The sequence below is a fragment of the Pseudomonas quasicaspiana genome, from assembly GCF_021147825.1.
In the GTDB taxonomy this organism is placed as follows: domain Bacteria; phylum Pseudomonadota; class Gammaproteobacteria; order Pseudomonadales; family Pseudomonadaceae; genus Aquipseudomonas; species Aquipseudomonas quasicaspiana.
This window is the reverse complement of sequence record NZ_JAGTPI010000038.1, coordinates 1-20,715: the sequence shown is the minus strand read 5'-3', so window position 1 is coordinate 20,715 and position 20,715 is coordinate 1. Positions and strand designations below refer to the sequence as shown.

Here is a 20,715-nt window from a genome sequence, read left to right as displayed (position 1 = left end):
GCACCGGTGACGATGCGCTGGCCTGAACAGGCCACCGAGTGGATGGGCGATCTGACCGCTGCCAAGGATCTGGCCGGAGGCGAGCTGGCCAGCACCGCGGAACGGCTGGCCGGACTTGAAGGCATGGCCACCACCAACCCGGGGCCGGTCGGTGCAGCTGCTGAAAGCGCGATCGCTGCAGGCCGTGCGGCGATGGCCAGTCAACTGGGTGAAGTGCCTGCCTGCATCACCGTGACGCCTTTTCAGTCGGGCATTGGCCAAGGGCAGGGCAACCAACGTTTCCTATCCGCGCCCAACCTGCTGCAGGTGATGGCCGACAAGCTCACGGACAGTTCGGACGATGCCCGTCCGACCGAGCCTCAATACGCGCTGCTGATCCTGTTCCTGGCCACCAACTACGGCCAGTTGGCCAACACCTTGTCCAGGTTCAATGCGCTGATGCCGGTGCCTGACCTGGTGCGAGCCGAGCGACGGGCGCAACACCTGTCCACGCTCGAGGCGGAGAAGTGGGTGATGCCCAGCGCTGGACCGCTCCCACGGTGGGGCAGTCTGCCTTTGGAGCGCTGCACCGTGCTCAAAGCTGCCAAACAGGCGATGTCGGGTCAGTTGGCCACGCTTGAGAGCTATGCGGCCGACAGCTCGCCAATGGGTGATCTGGCCGCACTGGCGGCACGCAAAGCCGCGCAGCAGCAGAGCAGCGACCAGAAACTGGACGACCTCAAGGCGCTGTTGGCCAGCGGTGACGAGGACACGACCATGCGTGCGCGCCTGCTCGGCCCTGGTACGCCTGCAGATCTGCGCAAGGCCCTGCTGCAGGATGACGCCCCGGGCCACGAGTGGGTGCTGTCGGCCGGGACCATGTTGGTCGGCTCGCTGCAGGGCTTGAGCTTTGTCCGTGAACTGGTGGGCCTATGACACTGCTGCTCGATGGCCAGCAAGTGCTGGGCAAACGGATGAAAGTCACGGCAAACCTGCGCATTGAAAGCGAGGATCTGTCCGGGCAAACCAGCGGCAGCGAGAAGGCCCACAAGGGATTTAAACCCAAGACGCTTACCGTCACCCTGCAGATTGCTTTCGTTGACCAGGTGCAGCTGAAAACGCTGATGCGCCTGGCCGAAGCGACTGAGGGCGGCGGGCAACTGAAAACCTATCGGATCGTGAACGACACGGCGTCGGCGTTCGGCATGCGCCAGGTGCAGTTCACCGAAGGCGTCAGCGCCCGGGAAGACGACACGCTCGCCTCCTGGTCGGTGCAGTTCACCCTGACCGAGAAGCAATCGAACCCGGAGAAGGTCGAGCAACGTCGAGCGGCCAACGGCACCAAGGCGCAATCGGCGGACGGTACCGGCGTTGCAGGCGAAGACGGCACCGGTACTGGCAAGCCGCTGACCGGCTTCGAAGGTGTGTTGAAGAATGTGGACGATTGGCTGGGTGGCAGCCAATGAGCATGAAACTGCACAAGGTACTGACCATCGGCGGCGTGACGCATGCGATCGTGAAAGACGACGTGCGTCTGGAGCTGGCTGGCCCAGGGCGAGCGACGTTCACCATTCAAGCGCCTGCAGCAGTGAAGGGGCTGGTCACCTTGGACGTGGGCTACAACGAAGGTCTGCTGCAGCGCCACTTCATCGGCTACGTGGAAACCTCGACCGCCGCCAATAGCACCGAGCAGGTGCTGTTCTGTAGGGAGCTGGCCGCGATTCTGGCCAAGCCTCTGCCCATGAACCTGCGTCACGTCGACCTGCAGGCCGTGCTCAAAGAGATCAGCACCAAGACGGGTCTGCTCTTTCGTGTTCCAGATCAGGCCTACGCCCGGGTAAAGGTGCCGTACTTCTACAGCCTGGCTGCCGGTTACCAGGCGATGCAAAGCATGGCCGGGGTGTTCGGGATCTCCGACTTCATCTGGCAGCAGCAGGGTGATGGTGAGGTGTTCGTGGGCAGTTGGGCCGACAGCTTCTTTGGTGCCCGATCGGCACTGCAGCTGCCCGCCGAACTGTTCGACGGTTACCAGGGCAATCAGAGCGCAATGATCGCAGCCATACCAGGCCTGCGTCCGGGCGCATCATTCAACCAGGGCGAGCGGATCACCAGTGTGACGCTTGCCGGTAGTCAGATGGCAATCAAATGGAAGAAGCAATCGGTCGCGCTGTAGAGCGCCTGTTCCCTGAATTGACGGGTGGTTACCACCTGCCGCGTTTTGGCCGGGTGGTCGCGGTGCCGGACGCTCCTGCAGCGCAAGGCCTGTGCGACGACTTCCGCCCCCGCTTTGGCGTCGACGTTGAAGTGCTGTTGCCCAGTGGCGAACCGGATCCGGATCTGCCGGTACTGACCAGCGTCCCGTTGCCTGCACCCATGGGCGGTCAGGAGGCGGGCATGTTCGGCTTTCCGGAGGAGGGCACCACCGTGGTGATCAGCTTTGCCTACGGCCTGCCGACCAAGCCCTTTATCACGCAGATCCTGCCGCACGGCCTGAGCCTGCCCCGGGTGCCGAAGGGTGATCAGGTCTGGCAGCACAGCGAAGCCTGCCAGCAGCGCGTCGACGCGGACGGTAACTGGCTGCGTCAAACGGATGGGAAGATCCAGGACAAGGCGATCGAGCGGGAAGTGGAAGCGCTGCAGAACAACGAGACGTTCCAGAGCCACACCAGCACGGTGGATGACCATTCCACCGAATCAGTGGGAGGCATCAAGAAGATCGAGGCGCTGGGCGCGCTCAAGTTGTTGACGGGCGGATCCGCGAGCCTGGCAGCGGTCGACGATTTGCACCAGGCTACCGGCCGCGACCTCAACCTGGTGGTGGGGCAGAAGCACAACGCCACGGTGGGTGGCGATATGCAGGAGCGGATCGAGGGGCTGCGCCGTAGCGTGGCCGGGACCAGTCAGCGCCTGCAGGCCCCCAAGACGTGGCTGGGATCCGAGAGCGTGAACGTGCTGCAGGTGCTGGGCGATCTGATTGACCTGGTGCAGCAGATGAACACCCAGCTGGCTGTCCACACTCACGTACCAGGGCCGACTCCAAGTCCGGCCGACGCTGCGGGGTTCCAGAAAATGGCCATTGATGCCACTTTGCTTTCTTCGGAGCTTAAGCATATAACTCTCTGAAGCTAGCACTGGATGCTATGACCGAAAGACAAGGGTAGTTACATGCGATTCACTAATGCTGAAATCGAACAGCTTGTAAGCAGAAATCTAATAATAGAATGCTTTGAAGTAAAGTTAACACAAAACAAAGAAGAATCGCCTCTATCTTTCACGGGGCCGGGTAGTATTTCGGCAGAGTCGAACGGGGGGCTTTCGCTAAAAATGTATGACTCGAACAAGAAAAGTTCAATGAGTCAGATGATGCAATTTTTTTTCGACAGATGTACTGGCGTCGTTTCTGATTCAGAATATTTTTCTTTAGAAGCAAGAGATTCCAACGGAAACCTCTGGATTGCTCCAAGGGTTTACATAAAAGATGGGATGCAAAACACTCCATACGGAACAATTATCCAATTCAATATCCCTGAAATACGTGCCGAACGCGCGCATCTGCGTACCGATTCCGACGGAGTGAGTATTGCAAATGTAGTTGTGTCAGGGCGTTATCAACTGCCCTTCAATAAGTTTGAAGATCAGGCGGATGGGTCCTCTTCGGTGACAGGATTAGAGTTTAGGATTGAAAATGCAGAAATCACTCTATCTCAGAAGGCAAAGCACCTTACTCTAGATATCGTGAGCAGTTCCGTGGAGATAGATCACGATTTCATAATCAGAGTTTCTGAGGCATTAAGTATCGCTATCGGCATGGAAGCTTGGCCATTATATTATCGAGTCTATAAGAATGGAGTGATTTCCTCTTTTGTAAATGGCAATTCCGATGTTGGTGGAAAGGGAGTGGTGAGGCCTCTTGTTGATGTCTTTGTATATAAAACTGCCGGGCTGATAACCTTCGTGAATTGTTACATAAAACATCGCCAAGAAGAGCATGATTATATTGTCTATTACTGGAAGCGACTTTACTATATACCTGGCAATGTCACGGATGTCGCTGCGCTAATTCTTACCGTGAATATTGAGGGGTTGATAAATAACTATTTCAGAAAAGGCCGGGCTCCATCGTCAGTGTTATTGGCTGAAATTAATCTAAGTAAGAAGGTAATCAATACTTTAAAGTTGCCGCCTAGTACCAAGTCGCGTTTAAAAAATACCTTGGGAGGGATGAAGACATTAACAGCTCCTAACATTCTTAGAGAGCTAGTTAGCGAGGGGGAGATCTTGGAGGAGCATGTAAAAAGTTGGAACAATCTAAGGCACTCTCTTGCGCATGCTGGGAATATGGAGTCTGATTCGGCAGCCCTAAGTATATTTGTTGAAGATGTTAACAACTGTCTTGACCTTTTCTATCATCTTATTGGACTGAGCGTCGGGTACGACGGGCGTGTTATTAATGATGATCTGCTATCTCCTGCCGACTCAAAGAGTATGGCAGAAAAGCAGCTTCTTTTGTTTTAGACTGACTAGAATCGTTCAACCGTTTTAATTTTTGTACAACAGGGGCCGATGCCCCTTTTCTTAGTTAGATTTGACAGTCCAAAGCTGATCAAGTCTAGTTGTGAAGCTCTGACTCATCATTTCCCGTCGCATTCCCCAGTCCGGATCCGAGGGCACATTCCCGGTGCGCAGTGTTCCGCGCCCCCACCTTTGGTTGATTTCGTCCAGGACGTTCATCACTTTCTCTGCCGTTTCTGGCTGGCTTGGTGCAAAAAGGTCGTCAGTGAATTCGCCAGGCTGCCGCAGATCCATCAACAGAACTTCGGCCTTGCTGTACTTGAAGCCGGGGCGGAACAGCCGATTGACCGCCTCGGTTGCAGCCTTCGTCATCAGCCGCACGTCGTTCGTGGGATATGGCAGTTCGACCAATGCGCCGTTCGCATACTTCGCCTCGTCCGGGTTAAACATGCCGGTTCGGATGCTCACCCTGATCTTCTTACAAAGCGAGTTCTGCGCCCGCAGCTTTTCCGCTGCGCGCTGAACGTATGTCGCCACCGCCTCTTTTATAGGCTCAATGGTGGTCAGGCGCTTACCGAACATTCGGCTGCTGCAGATCTCCTGCTTTGGCGGTTCGGCTTCGCCCAGCTCCAGGCAGCTGACTCCTGAAAGCTCACGGACCGTCTTCTCGATCACGACGCTGAATTTCTTCCCGAGCATGGTAGGGTCGGCTTTGGCCAGGTCCATTGCGGTAAGGATATTCATTGCTTCCAAGTGGGCTTTCATCTTGCGGCCTACGCCCCAAACCTCTGATACAGCAGTGTTTCGGAGCACCCAGTCACGCTTGAATGGATCACAGATGTCTACCACCCCGCCGGTGTTGGACTGCAGGCGCTTTGCCGTGTGGTTGGCCAGCTTGGCCAGGGTTTTGGTCGGGCCGATACCTACTCCTACCGGAATGCCCGTTGATCGGTGCACTGCGGTGCGGATCGTGCGGCCAAACGCCGTCAGGTCACCAGACATGCCGGTGAGATCACAGAACGCCTCGTCGATGCTGTAGACCTCGACGGCTGGCACCATTGATTCGATGACGGTCATCACCCGCTCGCTGATATCGCCATACAGCGCGTAGTTACTGCTGAAGGCTTGGATACCGTTTTGCCGTAGAGCATCCTTGATCTGAAAGTAAGGCGCGCCCATCTTCACGAATCGTTTAGCGTCGTAGCTGCGTGCGATAACGCAGCCGTCGTTATTGCTCAGCACCACTATCGGCGTTTTCGCCAGGTCGGGCCGAAAGACCCTCTCGCAACTGGCGTAGAAGCTGTTGCAGTCCACCAGCGCAAAGATCTGCTCACGAATTGTCATGATCGCGCACGCTGTATTTCACAACGCCCCAGATCACTAACTCGTCGGATTCCATCACATGGCGTGGCGGGTATTTGGGATTTTCAGAGGTGAGCATGCACACGTTGTCACGCATATGCAGACGTTTGCACACCGGCTCTGAGTTGAGTGCCGCGATGACGATATCGCCGTGTTCCGCGTACAGACTACGGTCAACGATCACGATGTCACCGCTATAGATCCCCGCCCCCTGCATGCTGTCTCCCTCGATCTTAACCAGGTACACATGTGGCGCACGGATGTCGAAAAGCTCGTCCAGGGAAAGATGCTTTTCAATGTGATCGGCGGCTGGCGACGGAAATCCCGCAGGTACGTGGAAAGAATAGAGCGGGAGCTTTTCGCCCCCAGTTGACACTGGCCCAAGGACGGTAACGGTCATGATGCTAACCTAACGCTAATTACTGTATGAACGTACAGTTAACGATTTCGGCTGCCTGTGGTCAATCTCATATGTAGGACATTTCGACGGGTGACATCATGTGCGGACGCTACTCGATTTACGAACCTATGGCCCACTACCTGAGAGAACTGGGGTCAGAACAGATCGTGATCAACGGTTACGACGAGTGGCCGATTGAGCGATACAACGTCGCGCCCAGCACTCGCGTGGAGGTCATCAGGGGATTGGAGGACGGTCTGAGCGTGGATAAGGTCCGCTGGGGCTGGTCACCGTTCTGGGCGAAGGGGAAAAGGCCCGACCCGATCAACGCCAGGGTTGAGACAGTAACCACGGGCAAATTCTTCAAGCAGCTGTGGCCGAACGGCCGAGTGCTGGTGCCAGCCAATGGTTGGTTTGAGTGGGTCAAAGATCCTGATGACCCTAAGAAGAAACAGCCCTACTTCATCAGGTTGAAAAACCAAGCCCCGATGTTTTACGGGGGACTGGCTCAGGTGACGCCCGGGCTGGAGCCGCGCGAAGACGATGGCTTTGTCGTCATCACCGCTGAGAGCGATCAAGGGATGGTTGATATTCATGACCGCCGGCCGTTGGTGCTCACCCCGGAACATGCCAACGAGTGGTTGGATCCTGAGCTAGACCCTGACCGAGCCAGGGAAATTGCCGAGACGCTCTGCAGACCGACGGAGGACTTCGAGTGGTTCCCGGTTGACCGAGCGATTGGGAATGTACGAAATCAAGGGCCAGACCTCATAGTTCCGTTATCGGAATGCAATTTTAAAGGGTAGACGCATCCAGCGATGCGGCTAGGAGGCGAGTGACCGGCAGGGAGCCAATGAGACTTACAGCAACGAGCGTTTAATCCGATGGCGGCGACTGCCGTCAAACCATCCTAGAATCCACCACCACCATCTAGTTGGCTGGCTCGCATTGTAGAACCTGTCTCCGGTGGCGAGAGAGACATAGAGGCAGTGCCTGGGATAATCGCCCTTTGCACAATCAATTCTAAATGCTTGGCTTGTACGAACAGGAAGAGTTATTTCGTCCCTCGGATCGATACGTAACCTTAAGCCGTCTTCCCCAAGTAGAGAGCTGCGGTGGCCATCTGGCCCCACGTATCCAAAGCCCAAGACAGTGACGGCGTGGGGACTGTTATTGACGATGTATAGGGCTTTCCCTGACTGGTCCTGTCCTTCGTAAAGACTTAACGAATTACGATTCAGCCTGAATGCCTTCCACGACAGCCACCATGCTCCCAAAGCGACCAACAGCGCCATTAACGCGATTGCGTCACTTATTTTCACGTTGTAACCCCAAATAGTAATCGTTTCCATCAAATCACCCCAGCACCAGTCCTAGCTGCATGCTAACCGTGCCAAAAAGCTGGTGGTGAAAAAAAAACGCCAGAAAAAGCACTTATCCCCCTCCCGCCGACGGGCTTTGTGTTCCTTTTTTGTGCAAATCCGCGAGCAGTGCAAAGCAAGCTCCAGCCCGCGCGGCCCGTGGGCCTCCACAGCCAATCACCCATTTCATTTTGTGAAAGGTTTTGCAAAGGAATGAAGCGTGTTTGCACAGCAGCGCGATGACCAGGCGCAAGCGGACAAAAGCTGACACCCCCGGATTCATTGGGGCGAAAAATTAGAAAACGTGGGTTACGACGGATTTTCGAAAACGTGCCTGATCAATTTCAGCGGGGAAAAACACGTATGCGGTTAAAGGCAAATGTCCCCACAGCTCAGGTAATACGGGGCTTACAGCGTGATCTGGGCATTTCACAGCACTGCGCTGGAAAGGAGGGCAGATCAGCACCTTTCAGGTGTGAGATAAACGCCTTGAAAAAGACGATTTTCAGGAAGGGGTAGAAAACGTGGTCAGGAAGGTCAGGCAGGGCGGTCAGTGACTGTCTAACCCTTGTGGGCCGTGGCTTTCAGTACCTGACTGTATGTAGGTCGGGTAAGGTATTTAAAGTGGTCATGAAAAATAAACCCTTATAAATCAATGGCTTGACGGATGTCGATATAACCCTTCCCGATGTTCCAGAAAATACTCAAGCTGACCTAGAGCTGACCAGTGGAAATTATGCTGAAAGCTACGTATTTAACGAGTTTTATAGATATAGATAAGAATCCTGACTTTTATTACCTACTTCAAACCACCAACCTGAAAATCCATTTTCAGCCCATATAGGCCTGTCCCACGCCTGACCCACTCACGGTGCGGCTATACCTCGCGGGACAGCCATGGGACGTATTTCTGGATCACTCCCTAGCTGCAGCCCTTGTAAACCGTGGGGTAAGCATGGGAAATGCTCGATCGGGTGCTTTCGAATCTCTCCTTCACCGCCAAATTCGCTACAAACGAAACCCCTGATTTCCTTGAGAAGTCAGGGGTTTTTCGTTTCTGGCTGTTTATTCCAGGCTGTTTTTTAGCCTAGGTAGAGAATGTCTACCCTGCCAGCTCATCCGCGGTGGCACACAACGGGTGATGATTGGTGCTCATTTTTTCTAAACTGGATGTGTGAGAACTTCTTTTTCGGGGTGGTAATCTTGAATTTCGGCTTGTTCATGTACGATAAAACCACGCAAGTTACGGATAGTGGGGGGCATCTGCGGGTTGTTAACTTTCAGCGTTGCTGACTAATTTTTAATGGCTGGACCGCGAATTCTTGATCGAACAGGTTACATATCAGCTCAGTTGTCGTCGTGACAAATCGGCTTTTGAAACTAGAATCGAAGCAGTTGTCGTTTATTCACTCGATGGTCGTGCGCGGGAGAGCGAGCAGACGGGAAGGGCGTTCGTACAGGCGGTAGTATCTATAGAGCGAGTATCAAATGGATGATTTAGTAAAAGAAGTAATTCCTCTTTTGCAGTATTTGATTCCTGGTTTTTTCACGGCTTGGATTTTTTATTCTCTCACCGCCTTTAAGCGACCGGATACATTTGGACAAATTGTTCAGGCACTTATCTTTACATTTGTTATCCATGGTTTTGTATTTCTGATGGGGGCCGGATTGGTTGAGATTGGTCAGCGAGGATTCTCAATCGGAATATGGGATGAGAAGGCCCAGGCTTCCTGGGCTGGAATTTTCGCCGTCCTGATTGGTTCACTGTCATGTTATTTTGCGAACAACGACAGTTTGCATGCATGGCTCAGAAAAAAGAAGATCACAAAGCAAACCTCGCACCCAAGTGAGTGGTTTAGTGCTTTTTCAAAAAAGCAGAGATTTGTGGTACTTCATTTAGTTGATGAGCGCCGTATTTATGGCTGGCCTTCTGAGTGGCCTTCAGAGCCTACTCAAGGACAATTTGTCATTGAGGACCCGAGCTGGCTGGATGATGATGGAAGTGAGATGCCACTTGCGGCTGATCTCTTTGTGATAGATGCTTCAAGGGTCCAGTGGGTCGAATTCACACGAAAAACATGGTGACGATATGTCTAGCAAAGCTCCGACTCCGATGCCGCCGCTCGTAGTGCGTCCAGGTAGCCCCGGTAACACTCACAACGCTAACCCTCCGAGTCCTACGAGCGTCCGGCCGCCAGCCCCTGCTGCGCCTCCGGCAAAAAAATCTTGAGTCTCACGCACTGCCAAATTCGCTACAAACGAAACCCCTGATTTCTTTGAGAAGTCGGGGGTTTTTCGTTTCTGGCTATTTGTCCTTTCAGCAGTTCATCAAAACCGCTTCAACAGATAGGCCCGGCGATTCATCAAGCCCCAAACCCGCCATCAATCGTCAAACTCGCGCCGGTGATATAACCCGCTTCCGGGCCCGCAAGATAGGCAACGAAGCTGGCGATCTCTTCGGCGTGGCCGTAACGTCCGATCGCCATCAGCGGGATCAGTGATTCGGCGAAGTCGCCGCTCGCCGGGTTCATGTCGGTGTCGACCGGGCCGGGCTGTACGTTGTTGATGGTGATGCCCCGTGGGCCGAGGTCGCGGGCGAGGCCTTTGGTCAGGCCGACCAGCGCTGATTTGCTCATGGCGTAGACACCGCCACCGGCGAAGGGCATGCGGTCGGCGTTGGTGCTGCCGATGTTGATGATGCGGCCGCCATCGCCCATGTGTTTTGCTGCGGCCTGTGAGGCGATGAATACGCTGCGCACGTTGATAGCCAGCGTGCGGTCGAAATCTTCCAGGCTGAACTCATCCAGCGGACCGATGGCGAGTACGCCTGCATTGTTGACCAGGATGTCGACGCGACCGAATTTTTCAACTGTAAGGGCAACTGCGTTACGAATGGCTTCTGCGTCTGCGCTGTCGGCTTTGATTGCCAGGGCCTTGCCGCCATTGCCCGTGATGCTTTCCTGCAGTTCCTGCGCCTTGGCCTCGGAGCTGACGTAGGTAAAAGCGATAGACGCGCCTTCTTCGGCCAGACGTTTGACGATGGCGGCGCCGATACCCCGTGAGCCGCCTTGAACGAGCGCTATTTTGCCGCTGAGTGGTGTGTGCTGAGTCATGAGATTCTCCTGAGCAGTTGTTAAGTGAGTTGTTGGGGGGCAGTATCCGGCGCAGATTGCATCCTGAGTAGACGGTAATTGCGATAGTCTGAGTAAACCAAAAGTTTAGAATCCGACTCATGGAAAACTTCAGCAGCATCGAATGCTTTGTCCGCAGCGCCGAGGTAGGCAGCTTTGCCGAAGCGGCACGACGTCTAAGCCTGACGCCAGCGGCCGTGGGTAAGAGTGTCGCCAGGCTGGAAGCGCGGCTGGGTGTGCGCCTGTTCCAGCGTAGTACCCGCAGCCTGAGACTGACAGAAGCCGGGCAGCGTTTTCTGACGGAAGTCGCTGCCAGCTTCACCACCATTCAAAATGCCGTTGCCAATCTGGCCAGTGCGGAAGGGCAGCCGGCGGGCACGCTGAAGGTCAGCATGGGGACGATCTTCGGACGGCTTTACATCGTGCCACTGCTGGCTGAGTTTCTACGTCGTTACCCGGCCATTACACCGGATTGGCATTTTGATAACCGACAGGTGGACTTGATTGGGCAGGGATTTGACGCAGCCATTGGTGGTGGGTTTGATCTGCCTCAAGGGGTCGTGGCGCGCAAGTTAGCGCCTGCGCACCGGGTGCTGGTGGCGTCGCCGGGCTATCTGGCCGGGCAGCCGGCTATTGATCAGCCGGAGGATCTGCAGAACCATCCGGGAATTCTGATCCGTTCGCCGCAGACCGGACGAATCCGCTCCTGGCCGCTGACCAGTCGCGATCACCAGTACAGCCCGCTGGACCTGAAGCCGCGCATGACCATGAGTGATTCGGAGGCCGCGTGTTCTGCTGCCGAGCAGGGATTGGGCATCGCGCTGGTCAGTATGCCGTTTGCTGTGCCGTATTTACGCAGCGGGCAACTGCTGCGTGTGTTGCCCGATTGGTACGTTGACGACGGTAATATTTCGCTCTATTACACGGAGCACAAATTGTTGCCTGGCAAGACTCGGGAGTTCGTGGATTTTGTCCTTGAACAGTTTGCCCAGCAGGGTCTGTCTGCAGCCTTCAGCGCCCTCTAAAAGCCTTTGATAGAGCCAGTTCAGATGAAGATTCACGCCAACGCCGCACTACTGATCATTGATATGCAACAGGGCATTCAACATCCCAAACTGGGCCGCCGCAATAATCCTCAGGCTGAAGGGCAAATGCTCGCGCTACTCCAGGCCTGGCGCGACACCCAAAGACCCGTGATCCATATCCGGCATTTTTCCCGCGAGCCTGAGTCGGTGTTTTGGCCGGAGCAGGCCGGCGTGGAATATCAGTCGGACTTTCTGCCCTTGGAAGGTGAGCGTGAGTTGTGCAAGCAGGTGCCCGATGCCTTCTGCAATTCACCCCTCGCGCAGTGGTTAAAAAGCGATTCCATCACCCAGGTCATCACCGTGGGTGTTGCCACCAACAACTCAGTCGAAGCCACTGCCCGCACGGGTGGCAATCTGGGGTTTGACGTGATCGTGCCCCATGACGGATGTTTTACCTTCGACAAGCCGGATTTTTTCGGCACACCGCGCAGTGCTGAAGACGTGCACGCCATGTCGTTGGGTAATCTGCATGGGGAATACGCCACGGTAGTGGGCAGCGAAGAGATACTGCAGCGTCTGTGATCACCGATTCTGCAAGAACACCACATAACCCTTGAACCATGGGTTGTCTTGCAGATAGTCAGGCGCTTGCCATTCGCCGCCCTGAATCAGTCCAATTTTAAACGGCAAACCCAGCCGACTGATTCGTGGCAGGTAAGCACTGTAGTCCGGAATGCTGTGGCGGCCCTGATAGGTTTGCACCACAACTTCATCGACCACGCCTTTGAGTTTTCCGATAACGGAAGCGTCTGCATTGCTACTCCAATCCAGCAGGCCGGTAATGCTCAGGCGATAGTCGGCGGGCAGGCGTTGGCGAAGGTCGCGCAGAAACGTCACGTATTCGTCGAGGTAGCGGGTGCGGGCATCAAAGTCGATCTGGATGCCCACCACCAGGTTACCTGCCTGACGCCAGCGTTTGATCTGGCCAAACAGCTGGTTATAGACCGTCTCAGGCCAGCGTAGAGTATGAGCGCGATAGACGATCCAGACTTCGCGCTGAGGCAGCTTCGCCACTTGCATGCCCTGCGCCACGAAGTTGACTCGACGGTGTTGTTCACTGCGCGAGCTACTGATCTGCCCTTGCAAGAGGTACAGGGTTTTTGCCTTGGTCAGCACCGGCTGTGCAGCGACACCTCCCCACAGCCAAAAGGCATCATGATCCTCGGCATTGACCGCTGCCTTGGCCGAGCCCAGCTGTAATAAGCACAGCAGCATTAGCCAGCCGCGCATCCAGGATTACCAGTAATACTGCAAAGACTTACCCCAGGGTGTATCGGCAAAGCCACTTTTGAGCTGTTTGAACCACGCCTTGCGTACCGAGGGCTCTACTGCCTTGCCGCCGCAGCCATTGTTGCCCGACGGGGCGTAGCAGTTGATGGCGCGATACAGTGCGTAGGCTTTGTCTTCGTGACCTGCTTTCGGATTGACGATCACCGCCTGATAGGCCGTATGCCGGGCGAATACCCTCTTTACGTAACCAGGAGGTGTACCACCAAGTACATCGGGGTTGCGCTTTTCGTCCAGCGGCATGCCGTCCAGGTTATTGCCCCGGATGAATTCGCCCATGCAGTTTAAACCTGGGGGGTTGATTGCATCGTTGGCCAATACGGCTGCGATGTCGGCGATGCCAGGGCAGGCGTAGCCGGAGTCAGCCTCGCTGCCCTTCCAGCGAAACAGACTCAAGGACGGGCCTTGGTTGTGTACATAGCCAAGGCTGTAGCCGAGTTTCTCTGGCGACGGTGCATCCGGCAGTCGCTTGAGGTCCTCCCCGAACCTGGCGAACTGACTGCGCATCAAGTCTTTGTAGAGCAGTACGAATAACGCAGTATTGCGTTCTGTTTCGCTGGCCCCATGTGTCGTCTGCTGGATCAAGAGGTCCGCATCTGCGGTCTTGCTGAGCAGGATATAGCGCAACTTTGCCGCTTTGATTGGCGAGTCTGCGGCAAACACTTTGGCCAGTTGTTCGTCTCGCTCGTAACTCATGGCCAGTGCCAGTTGCAGTTGCTCGTTTTGCAACGGCAATTTGGCCAATGGTAATAGCTGAAGCCATAAATTCTGTGCCCCCTTCCAGTCCTGATTGGCTTCCAGAGCCAACCCACGCAGCATCTGTTGGCTGAACGCCAGGTAGTTGAGTTCGGAGGGTATGGTATTGGGTAGCAGTTGCAGGGCGCTGGCCGGATTGTTCTCGACGTACAGGGCGAACGCGGCCTGCAAATAAGTGAAGAGCTCTGGATGTTCAGCGAAGGCGTCCTTTTGCGCCATTAAACCGGCTTTGGTCAGCTTGTTGCTGGAGTCTTCACGCATCCACATCAGGTCATTGACGGCGGAGATCATGGGCGACTTGATCGCGGTCGTGTTCGGTGTGATGAGCTTGAGATCCGCCTCGCGCACCAGCGCTTCGTAAGCCGGGTTGTCTTCGCCTGGGCCAAATAGCAGCGCTTCATAATCAGCAGCAAGCTTGTCTTTGTCCTGAGTCAGCCAGTGCACCCGGCGCAGCAAGCCCGTGGCGGTGCTGGAATAGACGCCGTAGGGGTAGTTGTCGACGTAGTTCTTGAAGGCACTTTCAGCTCGTCTGGCCGCAGCCAGATCAACGCGATCCGGCCTCAGTTCGCCGTATTCAAAGGCTTTCTCCTGAGCCAGGTTCAGCTCGGTTCGGCCAATCATGTACAGCGCCGTATCTTTCAACCATTCGTTTGGATTATCAGCCAGCAAGGTGAAGCCCTTGCTCGCGTCGACGAAACGTCCGCTGTAGAAGTCGGCGGCCGCTTGCAGATAAGTGGTGAAGGCCTTGCCTGTGCTCGAGGTTATTTCGCCAGGCAACAGACTGGTCAGTTGCTCGGGCTCCCACCCGCAGGCCGGGAGCATCTGCATCCGGCTGTTCGCCAGCGCAGCGCGTTCAGCAGGTGAGAGTTCCGGCGTCTTGATCAATTCGCGAATGAAATCCGTGGCGGTGGTTTCATTGTTGCTGCGGCAGCGGCTGCCTTCGCCGTCGATCAACATATCGCCAGCCACTTCTGCGGGTTCGCGTTTGATGCCCAGCGTGGCAAGCATCTCATTCAGCCCGAGTGTATGACCGTCTTTCGCAACCTCTTCATCGATCTCGCCTTGCACCGGCAGCAGGCGGTAATGAGCAAAAGGTACTTCTCCGTAACCTTCAGCAAGGTCATCCTTGTTCAGTGCTGCGGGGCTCAATTGCAACTTGCCGGCATTGGCCAGGAGCAGCCGCAGATTAACCGAGCTGTCATTGCCGGGGCTGAGGAAAGGCAAGTTACTGCAAGGGTCCAGCTGTTCGCTGAGTATCGACCAGGTCGGATAGCAGGAGTCATCACTGCTGGCTTGGGCGAGGGAGGAAGCCGATGCACACACGGCGATGGCCAGAGAAGTCAGCAGGCGGCTTTGCATGGAACGTCCTTGAGAGGGCTAGGGCGAGGGATGTGAGCGCTGGCTCTTGCATTCCTTTCGGGTTTGAAATGCACTTCGTAGTAGCTGCCGAAGGCTGCGAAAGCACTTATTCTGACACAAAGCCATCGCGGTACTCGTGCGCTCCTACCGGTCTACCATTTGGCACGAGGCAACACCCACCCCCTGCAGATCATCATGGCGAAGGGAGGCCCTACACCATACGTTTGAGCGTGTTGTCCTTGCGCACGAAGTGATGCCAGATTGCGGCAACGACATGCAGGCCAATGACGTAGTAAAAAATGGAGCCCAACAGTTTGTGCAGGTCTTCCAGTGATTCGGCGAAGCGCTCGGAGACGGGGAAGGGTGACGGGATCAAAATATCCGTCAAAGGAATTGGCAGCGAGCCTTTTTCTATCAGCACTGTAAACAGCCCCAGTAGTGGCTGTGCAAACAGGAACGCATAAAGCAGATAGTGGGAAGCGGTTGCCGCGAGTCGCAGAAAACCCTCAAGTGGTGGTGTTATATCCGGTGGCGTATGACGGCGCCGTTCAGCAACGCGGAAGAATGCCAGGGTCAGCACGAGAATGCCTACCCAGAAATGGCTTTGTACCGCGAAAGCACGCAACTCAGAACCACGCGCAAATTGTGTGCGGCTCAGGATAAGGGCGTACGCCAGCACGATCAGGATGGCCATTACCCAGTGAAGCCAACGGGCTCTATAGCTATAGCGTATTGCTGAAGGTGTATTCACGGTGTTTTCCCTTGATTGTTTTTTGGCATTTTAGGCACAGATGCAGATTGCCGCAGGCCGATTTCTGGCTTGCCGTGTTTCGACCGCTCAATGCTCTAGCTTGCTCGGCGATGGCGGGTCGATGGGTGCTTGCAGTGCAGTCACTTTCTTGACCGAGGATCGCTTATATCGTTGCAGCAATACCCATGCCGGAACCCCTGTTTTTCGCCAGGACATGCTAGCCATGCGCCAACGCTGAGAGCGTTCAGGTCCGGTTGGTGGCGCATCTTTCTGGGGCCCGGCCTGCGATGCGCAGCACCGACTCACCTGTTGGGTCGATAACCTGGACGACACGGGTGAGTTTACTGAGCTGAAAAAACGGTATGGAACCTGTGCCAGTGCAAGGCTTCATATGACGTGAACATTCATGCCTGAAAGCGGGCGTGGACCTCGGCCAGGATCGCGTCTGGAGGTCCGCAGCTCCCGGGCGCCGCGTATTGCACTGGGCCTCTCATCATGAGCGATATCCGCATTGGCATCTCCGGCTGGCGCTACGTCCCGTGGCGGGGCGACTTTTATCCGGAAGGGCTGACACAGAAAAACGAGCTCAAGTTTGCGTCTCGTGCGGTCAACAGTATCGAGATCAATGGCTCTTTTTACGCTCTGCAATCGCCGGACTTATATGCGCGCTGGTATGCCGATACGCCTGATGATTTTGTGTTCAGTGTCAAAGCCCCACGTTTCATTACCCATGTGCGGCGCCTGAATGAGGTTGAGAAACCCGTCGCCAACTTTTTTGCGTCGGGTATTTTTCAGCTCAAACAGAAACTGGGACCGATCCTCTGGCAGTTTCCGCCGAGCTTCAAATTCGATGCGGAGCAATTTGAACACTTCCTCACGCTGCTGCCTCATGACATGAAGCAGGCCAGGCGTTGCGCTGCGGGGTGCGACGAAAAAATGCACAAACCCGGCTACCTGGACCTTCCCAAAACCGGTCGGCTACGCCATGCGGTGGAGATCCGTCACGCAAGTTTCAAGGTGCCTGAGTTCATTACCTTGTTACGCAAGTACAAAGTGGCGTTGGTGATGGCGGACACCGCAGGCAAGTGGCCGTACATCGAAGACCTGACCAGTGACTTTGTCTACTTGAGGCTGCACGGCGATAAAAAACTTTATGCCAGTGGCTATACCGACAAGGCCATCCAGTATTGGGGCGATCGTATTGATGCCTGGCGCAAAGGCTCACAGCCATCCGACGCCCAGGTGTTGATTACTGGAAAAGGGCTTAAACGCAAATCCCGGGACATTTATTGCTACTTCGATAACGACCTTAAAGTCCGTGCGCCGTATGACGCCCGTCAATTGCTGGAGCGCTTCGATCTCGCCAAAGGGCTGGACGTTGCGCCGGGCGACCTGCAAGGAGTTGAGTTTTGACCAGTGCCACAACGCCGGTTGGCGTGCGAACGGCTACATCTGCCAGCGTTTCCCTGAACGTGCTGACCATGAACATGCACATGGGATTCGGTTTTCTGAATCGCCGATTTATTTTGCCCGAGTTGCGAGACGCGGTGCGCTCAGTGTCTGCCGATGTGGTGTTTTTGCAGGAGGTTCACGGCGAACATCAAAATCACGCCCAGCGCGTGAAGGATTGGCCAACGACCTCGCAGTACGAATTCCTGGCGGACAGCATGTGGGGTGATTTCGCCTATGGCCGCAACGCGGTCTATCCCCACGGCCACCATGGCAACGCGCTGCTGTCCAAGTACCCGATCAGCTACCACGAGAACCTCGACATCTCGATCCATGGCACAGAAGAGCGCGGCTTGTTGCACTGCGTGCTGGATGTTCCCCATCACGGTCACGTGCATGCCATCTGCGTGCATCTGGGCTTGCGGGAAAATCATCGGCAGCAGCAACTGAAGCTGCTCGCCGAATTGCTGGCCCGGTTACCGGAAGGCGAGGCGGTGATCGTAGCCGGGGATTTCAACGACTGGCGTCAGCGCGCCGATGCGGCGCTGGATGGCACCGGGCTGCACGAAGTTTTCGTTCAGCACTTCGGCGTCTCCGCTAAAAGTTTTCCCGCGCGCTGGCCGTTGCTTCGGCTTGACCGCATTTACGTACGCAATGCCACGAGCAATCGACCCAAAGTCTTGTCCAATCGTCCGTGGTCACACCTTTCAGATCATGCGCCGCTGGCAGTGGAGTTAACCTTATGAGTGATCAGGCGAATAACCACGGGCAGTGGCAAGAGGGCAATTCGGTTGAGTTGCTGATCAACGGCGAAGACTATTTCACTCGCGTCTTCGAATGCATTCGCGCGGCGCGCAAAGAAGTGCTGCTTGAAACCTTCATCATTTTCGAAGACCGGATCGGGGAGGCGCTGCAGCAAGCGCTCATTGAGGCTGCTAGCAACGGCGCTTACGTCGTGGTGACCGTGGACGATTACGGGACTTCGGATCTCAGCAAGTCATTTGTCGGCCGGATGCTGGCTGCGGGTGTTCATATACAGCTGTTTGATCCACGTCCGCGCCTGATGGGCATGCGCACCAACCTGTTCCGGCGTCTGCACCGAAAAGTCGTGGTTATCGACGGTGAGCTGGCCTTCATTGGCGGCATTAACTACAGCGTTGATCACATGAGTGATACCGGTCTGACTGCCAAGCAGGATTATGCAGTCCTGGTTCGTGGCCCTATCGTCGGCGATATTCACAAGTCCGCCATGCGCCTGTTGAGTGAAGGTGTGCGAGCCAAAGTCCCGGCGCTGCGCGTAGCGACCCAGCACGCGGGCAGTGCGCGAATGCTGTTGTGTGAGCGCGACAACGAGGAGCACACAACTGATATTGAAGAGCAGTATTTGCTGGCGATTCGTAATGCAACCCAGCGGATCACCATCGCTAACGCCTACTTCTTCCCCAGCTACCGCTTCCTGCGTGAGTTGCGAAATGCTGCGCGCCGTGGCGTCAAGGTCACCCTGATTCTGCAAGGCCAGCCGGACATGCCGTTCGTGCGTGTCTGCTCGCGGCTGACATACACCTACTTATTGCGTGACGGGGTGAAAATCCACGAATACACCCAGCGTGCGCTGCACGGCAAAGTGGCTCTGATTGACCGTGAGTGGTCCACCGTCGGCTCCAGTAACCTGGACCCGCTGAGCCTTGCGCTGAATCTTGAAGTGAACCTGTTCATCCGCGATCAACAGCTCAATCAGCATCTGCACGAGCATTTGACCGGACTCGCTGCGGCCCACAGTAAAGAAATGAACCTGAGGGGCGCGGCACGCGGTCAATGGTGGCGTGCGCCGATGATCTTCCTGAGTTTTCACTTCCTGCGTCACTTCCCGGCGATCGCTGGCTTGTTTCCGGCCCATGGCATGAGGCTCAAACCGTTGCGGGCTGCGGATGTAATTCCTGAAGCGAGCGTTGTTGAAAATGAGAAAAGCAGCGTCACAGAGCAATTGAAGTCCAGCCTGCAATCGGATCAGGAGAAGTCGCTATGAGTCAGGCTTATGAGGCGTCTTCGGATCAGCCAAAAGAAAAAGAGAAACAAAGCAACAAATGGAAGTGGGCCAAGCGTGCCTTTAACCTGTTCTTCTTTATCGCGGTGCCGGTGTTGTTGTTCCTGCTGGTCAAGAACCTCGATTGGCAGGAAGTGAAGCAGGCGTTGCAGTCCTACAAGCTCAGCACCCTGGCATTAGGTGTCGTGATTGCGCTGTGCAGCTACCTCACGTACTGCTGTTTCGATGTGTTGGCACGGTTTTATACCGGGCACAAGCTGGCGATCAAACAGATCGTACCGGTGGCGTTTGTCTGTTATGCGTTCAACCTGAACCTCAGTTCGTGGGTCGGCGGGATTGCGTTGCGTTATCGCCTGTATTCCCGGCTTGGACTGGATGTGCCGACTATTACTCGTGTGTTGAGTCTGAGCCTGATCACCAATTGGTTGGGTTACATGATTCTGGCAGGTGGCGTTTTTGCCATGGGCTTTCTGGAGCTGCCCAAGGAATGGGCGGTAGGTACGGGAACGCTGCGGTTGATCGGCTTTGCTTTGTTGGCGGTGTCGGGTGCTTATTTACTGGCTTGCCGGTTTTCAAAGCGTCGCTCGTGGACCATTCGCAAGCAGGAGATCACCCTGCCATCGATGAAGCAGGCGCTGCTGCAGGCCAGTCTCGGCGCGCTGAACTGGTCGCTGATGGCGTTGGTGATTTATACCCTGCTGCCGGACAAGGCGTTCTATCCAGCCATCCTTGGGGTGTTGTTGATCAGCAGCATCGCTGGTGTGATCACGCATATCCCGGCGGGGCTTGGGGTGCTGGAAACGGTCTTCATGACCTTGTTGCAGGATGAGTTCTCGAAAGGCACCTTGCTAGCGGCGCTGATTGGCTACCGGGCGATTTACTTTCTGCTGCCGCTGGTTATTGCGGTTGTGGTTTATCTGGTGCTGGAGAAGCGTAGCAAGAAGATGGGGGAGAGGAATCAGGCTGAAGGTGGGGCCTGATTTGTGTACATATCCATTATTTAGGTAACGGCTTCTATTGGTTGCGCTTTTACAGCGCCTCACTTTTGAGAAGCGCAAAAGTAAGCAAAACGCTCTTGCCCCCACCACTGGGTGCCTCGCTGTCGCTCGGCATACCCGTAATCCGACATTGCTGCGTGGTGCCGCCGCCACCGGCCATCCATGGCCTGAGGCGGCTAAACCGGCATCCCTGCCGGTTTGCCCCACGCAGCAATGTCGAATTCCGGCCGGCGTGGTTTAA

20 protein-coding genes are annotated in these 20,715 nt (G+C 55.5%); 13 read left to right on the top strand and 7 right to left on the bottom strand.

Features of this window, described 5'->3' with window-relative positions:
* The first annotated feature begins 12 nt into the window (after nt 1-12).
* From KDX30_RS19785 to KDX30_RS19765, 5 genes are read left to right on the top strand one after another with little or no spacing between them, the layout of a single operon-like run.
* Entirely contained in the window at nt 13-915 is a 903-nt protein-coding gene (locus KDX30_RS19785; protein WP_231677308.1) for a hypothetical protein, read from the top strand.
* A complete protein-coding gene (locus KDX30_RS19780) occupies nt 912-1,445 on the top strand; it encodes a baseplate complex protein (protein WP_231677273.1) in 534 nt (177 codons plus the stop codon). The genes KDX30_RS19785 and KDX30_RS19780 overlap by 4 nt, the downstream gene beginning before the upstream one ends.
* A complete protein-coding gene (locus tag KDX30_RS19775; RefSeq protein WP_231677272.1) occupies nt 1,442-2,152 on the top strand; it encodes a hypothetical protein in 711 nt (236 codons plus the stop codon). The genes KDX30_RS19780 and KDX30_RS19775 overlap by 4 nt, the downstream gene beginning before the upstream one ends.
* Nucleotides 2,125-3,102, top strand: a complete 978-nt coding sequence (locus KDX30_RS19770) for a hypothetical protein (RefSeq protein WP_231677271.1) — start codon at nt 2,125-2,127, stop codon at nt 3,100-3,102. Before KDX30_RS19775 ends, KDX30_RS19770 begins: the two co-directional genes overlap by 28 nt.
* 42 nt (nt 3,103-3,144) lie before the next feature.
* Nucleotides 3,145-4,494 carry a hypothetical protein gene (locus tag KDX30_RS19765; protein WP_231677270.1) on the top strand — a complete coding sequence of 450 codons (1,350 nt, stop codon included), beginning with the start codon at nt 3,145-3,147 and terminating at the stop codon, nt 4,492-4,494.
* A 60-nt stretch (nt 4,495-4,554) separates the two neighbouring features.
* On the opposite strand, the gene KDX30_RS19760 is transcribed toward KDX30_RS19765, so the two are convergent.
* Complete coding sequence (locus KDX30_RS19760; RefSeq protein ID WP_231677269.1) at nt 4,555-5,835, bottom strand: Y-family DNA polymerase; 1,281 nt, start codon at nt 5,833-5,835, stop codon at nt 4,555-4,557.
* Nucleotides 5,822-6,253, bottom strand: a complete 432-nt coding sequence (locus KDX30_RS19755; RefSeq protein ID WP_231677268.1) for a LexA family protein — start codon at nt 6,251-6,253, stop codon at nt 5,822-5,824. Before KDX30_RS19755 ends, KDX30_RS19760 begins: the two co-directional genes overlap by 14 nt.
* 98 nt (nt 6,254-6,351) lie before the next feature.
* Between KDX30_RS19755 and KDX30_RS19750 the strand changes: the two genes are divergently transcribed.
* Together KDX30_RS19750 and KDX30_RS19745 are read left to right on the top strand one after the other, a co-directional pair.
* Complete coding sequence (locus KDX30_RS19750) at nt 6,352-7,059, top strand: SOS response-associated peptidase (protein ID WP_231677267.1); 708 nt, start codon at nt 6,352-6,354, stop codon at nt 7,057-7,059.
* A 2,043-nt stretch (nt 7,060-9,102) separates the two neighbouring features.
* Entirely contained in the window at nt 9,103-9,699 is a 597-nt protein-coding gene (locus tag KDX30_RS19745) for a DUF6338 family protein (RefSeq protein WP_231677266.1), read from the top strand.
* Between the two features lie 278 nt (nt 9,700-9,977).
* Here KDX30_RS19745 and KDX30_RS19740 read toward each other — a convergent pair whose 3' ends face one another.
* The gene (locus KDX30_RS19740) at nt 9,978-10,727 is read right to left on the bottom strand and encodes a 3-oxoacyl-ACP reductase family protein (protein ID WP_231677265.1); all 750 of its coding nucleotides are present in this window, start codon (nt 10,725-10,727) and stop codon (nt 9,978-9,980) included.
* 119 nt (nt 10,728-10,846) lie between these two features.
* On the opposite strand from KDX30_RS19740, the gene KDX30_RS19735 reads away from it, so the two are divergent.
* Together KDX30_RS19735 and KDX30_RS19730 are read left to right on the top strand one after the other, a co-directional pair.
* Entirely contained in the window at nt 10,847-11,770 is a 924-nt protein-coding gene (locus KDX30_RS19735) for a LysR family transcriptional regulator (RefSeq protein WP_231677264.1), read from the top strand.
* 24 nt (nt 11,771-11,794) lie between these two features.
* A complete protein-coding gene (locus tag KDX30_RS19730; RefSeq protein ID WP_231677263.1) occupies nt 11,795-12,352 on the top strand; it encodes a cysteine hydrolase family protein in 558 nt (185 codons plus the stop codon).
* Here the strand turns inward: KDX30_RS19730 and KDX30_RS19725 are convergent, their stop codons facing one another.
* The 3 genes from KDX30_RS19725 to KDX30_RS19715 form a co-directional block, all read right to left on the bottom strand.
* Nucleotides 12,353-13,060 (bottom strand): DUF3142 domain-containing protein, encoded by a 708-nt coding sequence (locus tag KDX30_RS19725; protein WP_231677262.1) that lies wholly within the window; start codon nt 13,058-13,060, stop codon nt 12,353-12,355.
* Nucleotides 13,061-13,066: 6 nt separating this feature from the next.
* Nucleotides 13,067-15,232: an outer membrane assembly lipoprotein YfiO gene (locus KDX30_RS19720; RefSeq protein ID WP_231677261.1), complete on the bottom strand. Its 2,166-nt coding sequence runs from the start codon at nt 15,230-15,232 to the stop codon at nt 13,067-13,069.
* Between the two features lie 211 nt (nt 15,233-15,443).
* Entirely contained in the window at nt 15,444-15,983 is a 540-nt protein-coding gene (locus KDX30_RS19715; protein WP_231677260.1) for a cytochrome b, read from the bottom strand.
* A gap of 495 nt (nt 15,984-16,478) precedes the next feature.
* On the opposite strand from KDX30_RS19715, the gene KDX30_RS19710 reads away from it, so the two are divergent.
* From KDX30_RS19710 to KDX30_RS19695, 4 genes are read left to right on the top strand one after another with little or no spacing between them, the layout of a single operon-like run.
* On the top strand, nt 16,479-17,396 hold the full coding sequence (locus KDX30_RS19710) for a DUF72 domain-containing protein (protein WP_231677259.1): 918 nt from the start codon (nt 16,479-16,481) through the stop codon (nt 17,394-17,396).
* A complete protein-coding gene (locus KDX30_RS19705) occupies nt 17,393-18,178 on the top strand; it encodes an endonuclease/exonuclease/phosphatase family protein (RefSeq protein ID WP_027898860.1) in 786 nt (261 codons plus the stop codon). Before KDX30_RS19710 ends, KDX30_RS19705 begins: the two co-directional genes overlap by 4 nt.
* Entirely contained in the window at nt 18,175-19,458 is a 1,284-nt protein-coding gene (clsB, locus tag KDX30_RS19700; protein ID WP_099267273.1) for a cardiolipin synthase ClsB, read from the top strand. Before KDX30_RS19705 ends, clsB begins: the two co-directional genes overlap by 4 nt.
* The gene (locus KDX30_RS19695; RefSeq protein WP_122706055.1) at nt 19,455-20,456 is read left to right on the top strand and encodes a lysylphosphatidylglycerol synthase domain-containing protein; all 1,002 of its coding nucleotides are present in this window, start codon (nt 19,455-19,457) and stop codon (nt 20,454-20,456) included. Before clsB ends, KDX30_RS19695 begins: the two co-directional genes overlap by 4 nt.
* Before the next feature lie 49 nt (nt 20,457-20,505).
* Here the strand turns inward: KDX30_RS19695 and KDX30_RS19690 are convergent.
* The coding region (locus KDX30_RS19690) for a hypothetical protein (RefSeq protein ID WP_231677258.1) at nt 20,506-20,715 on the bottom strand (210 nt) is incomplete at its 5' end.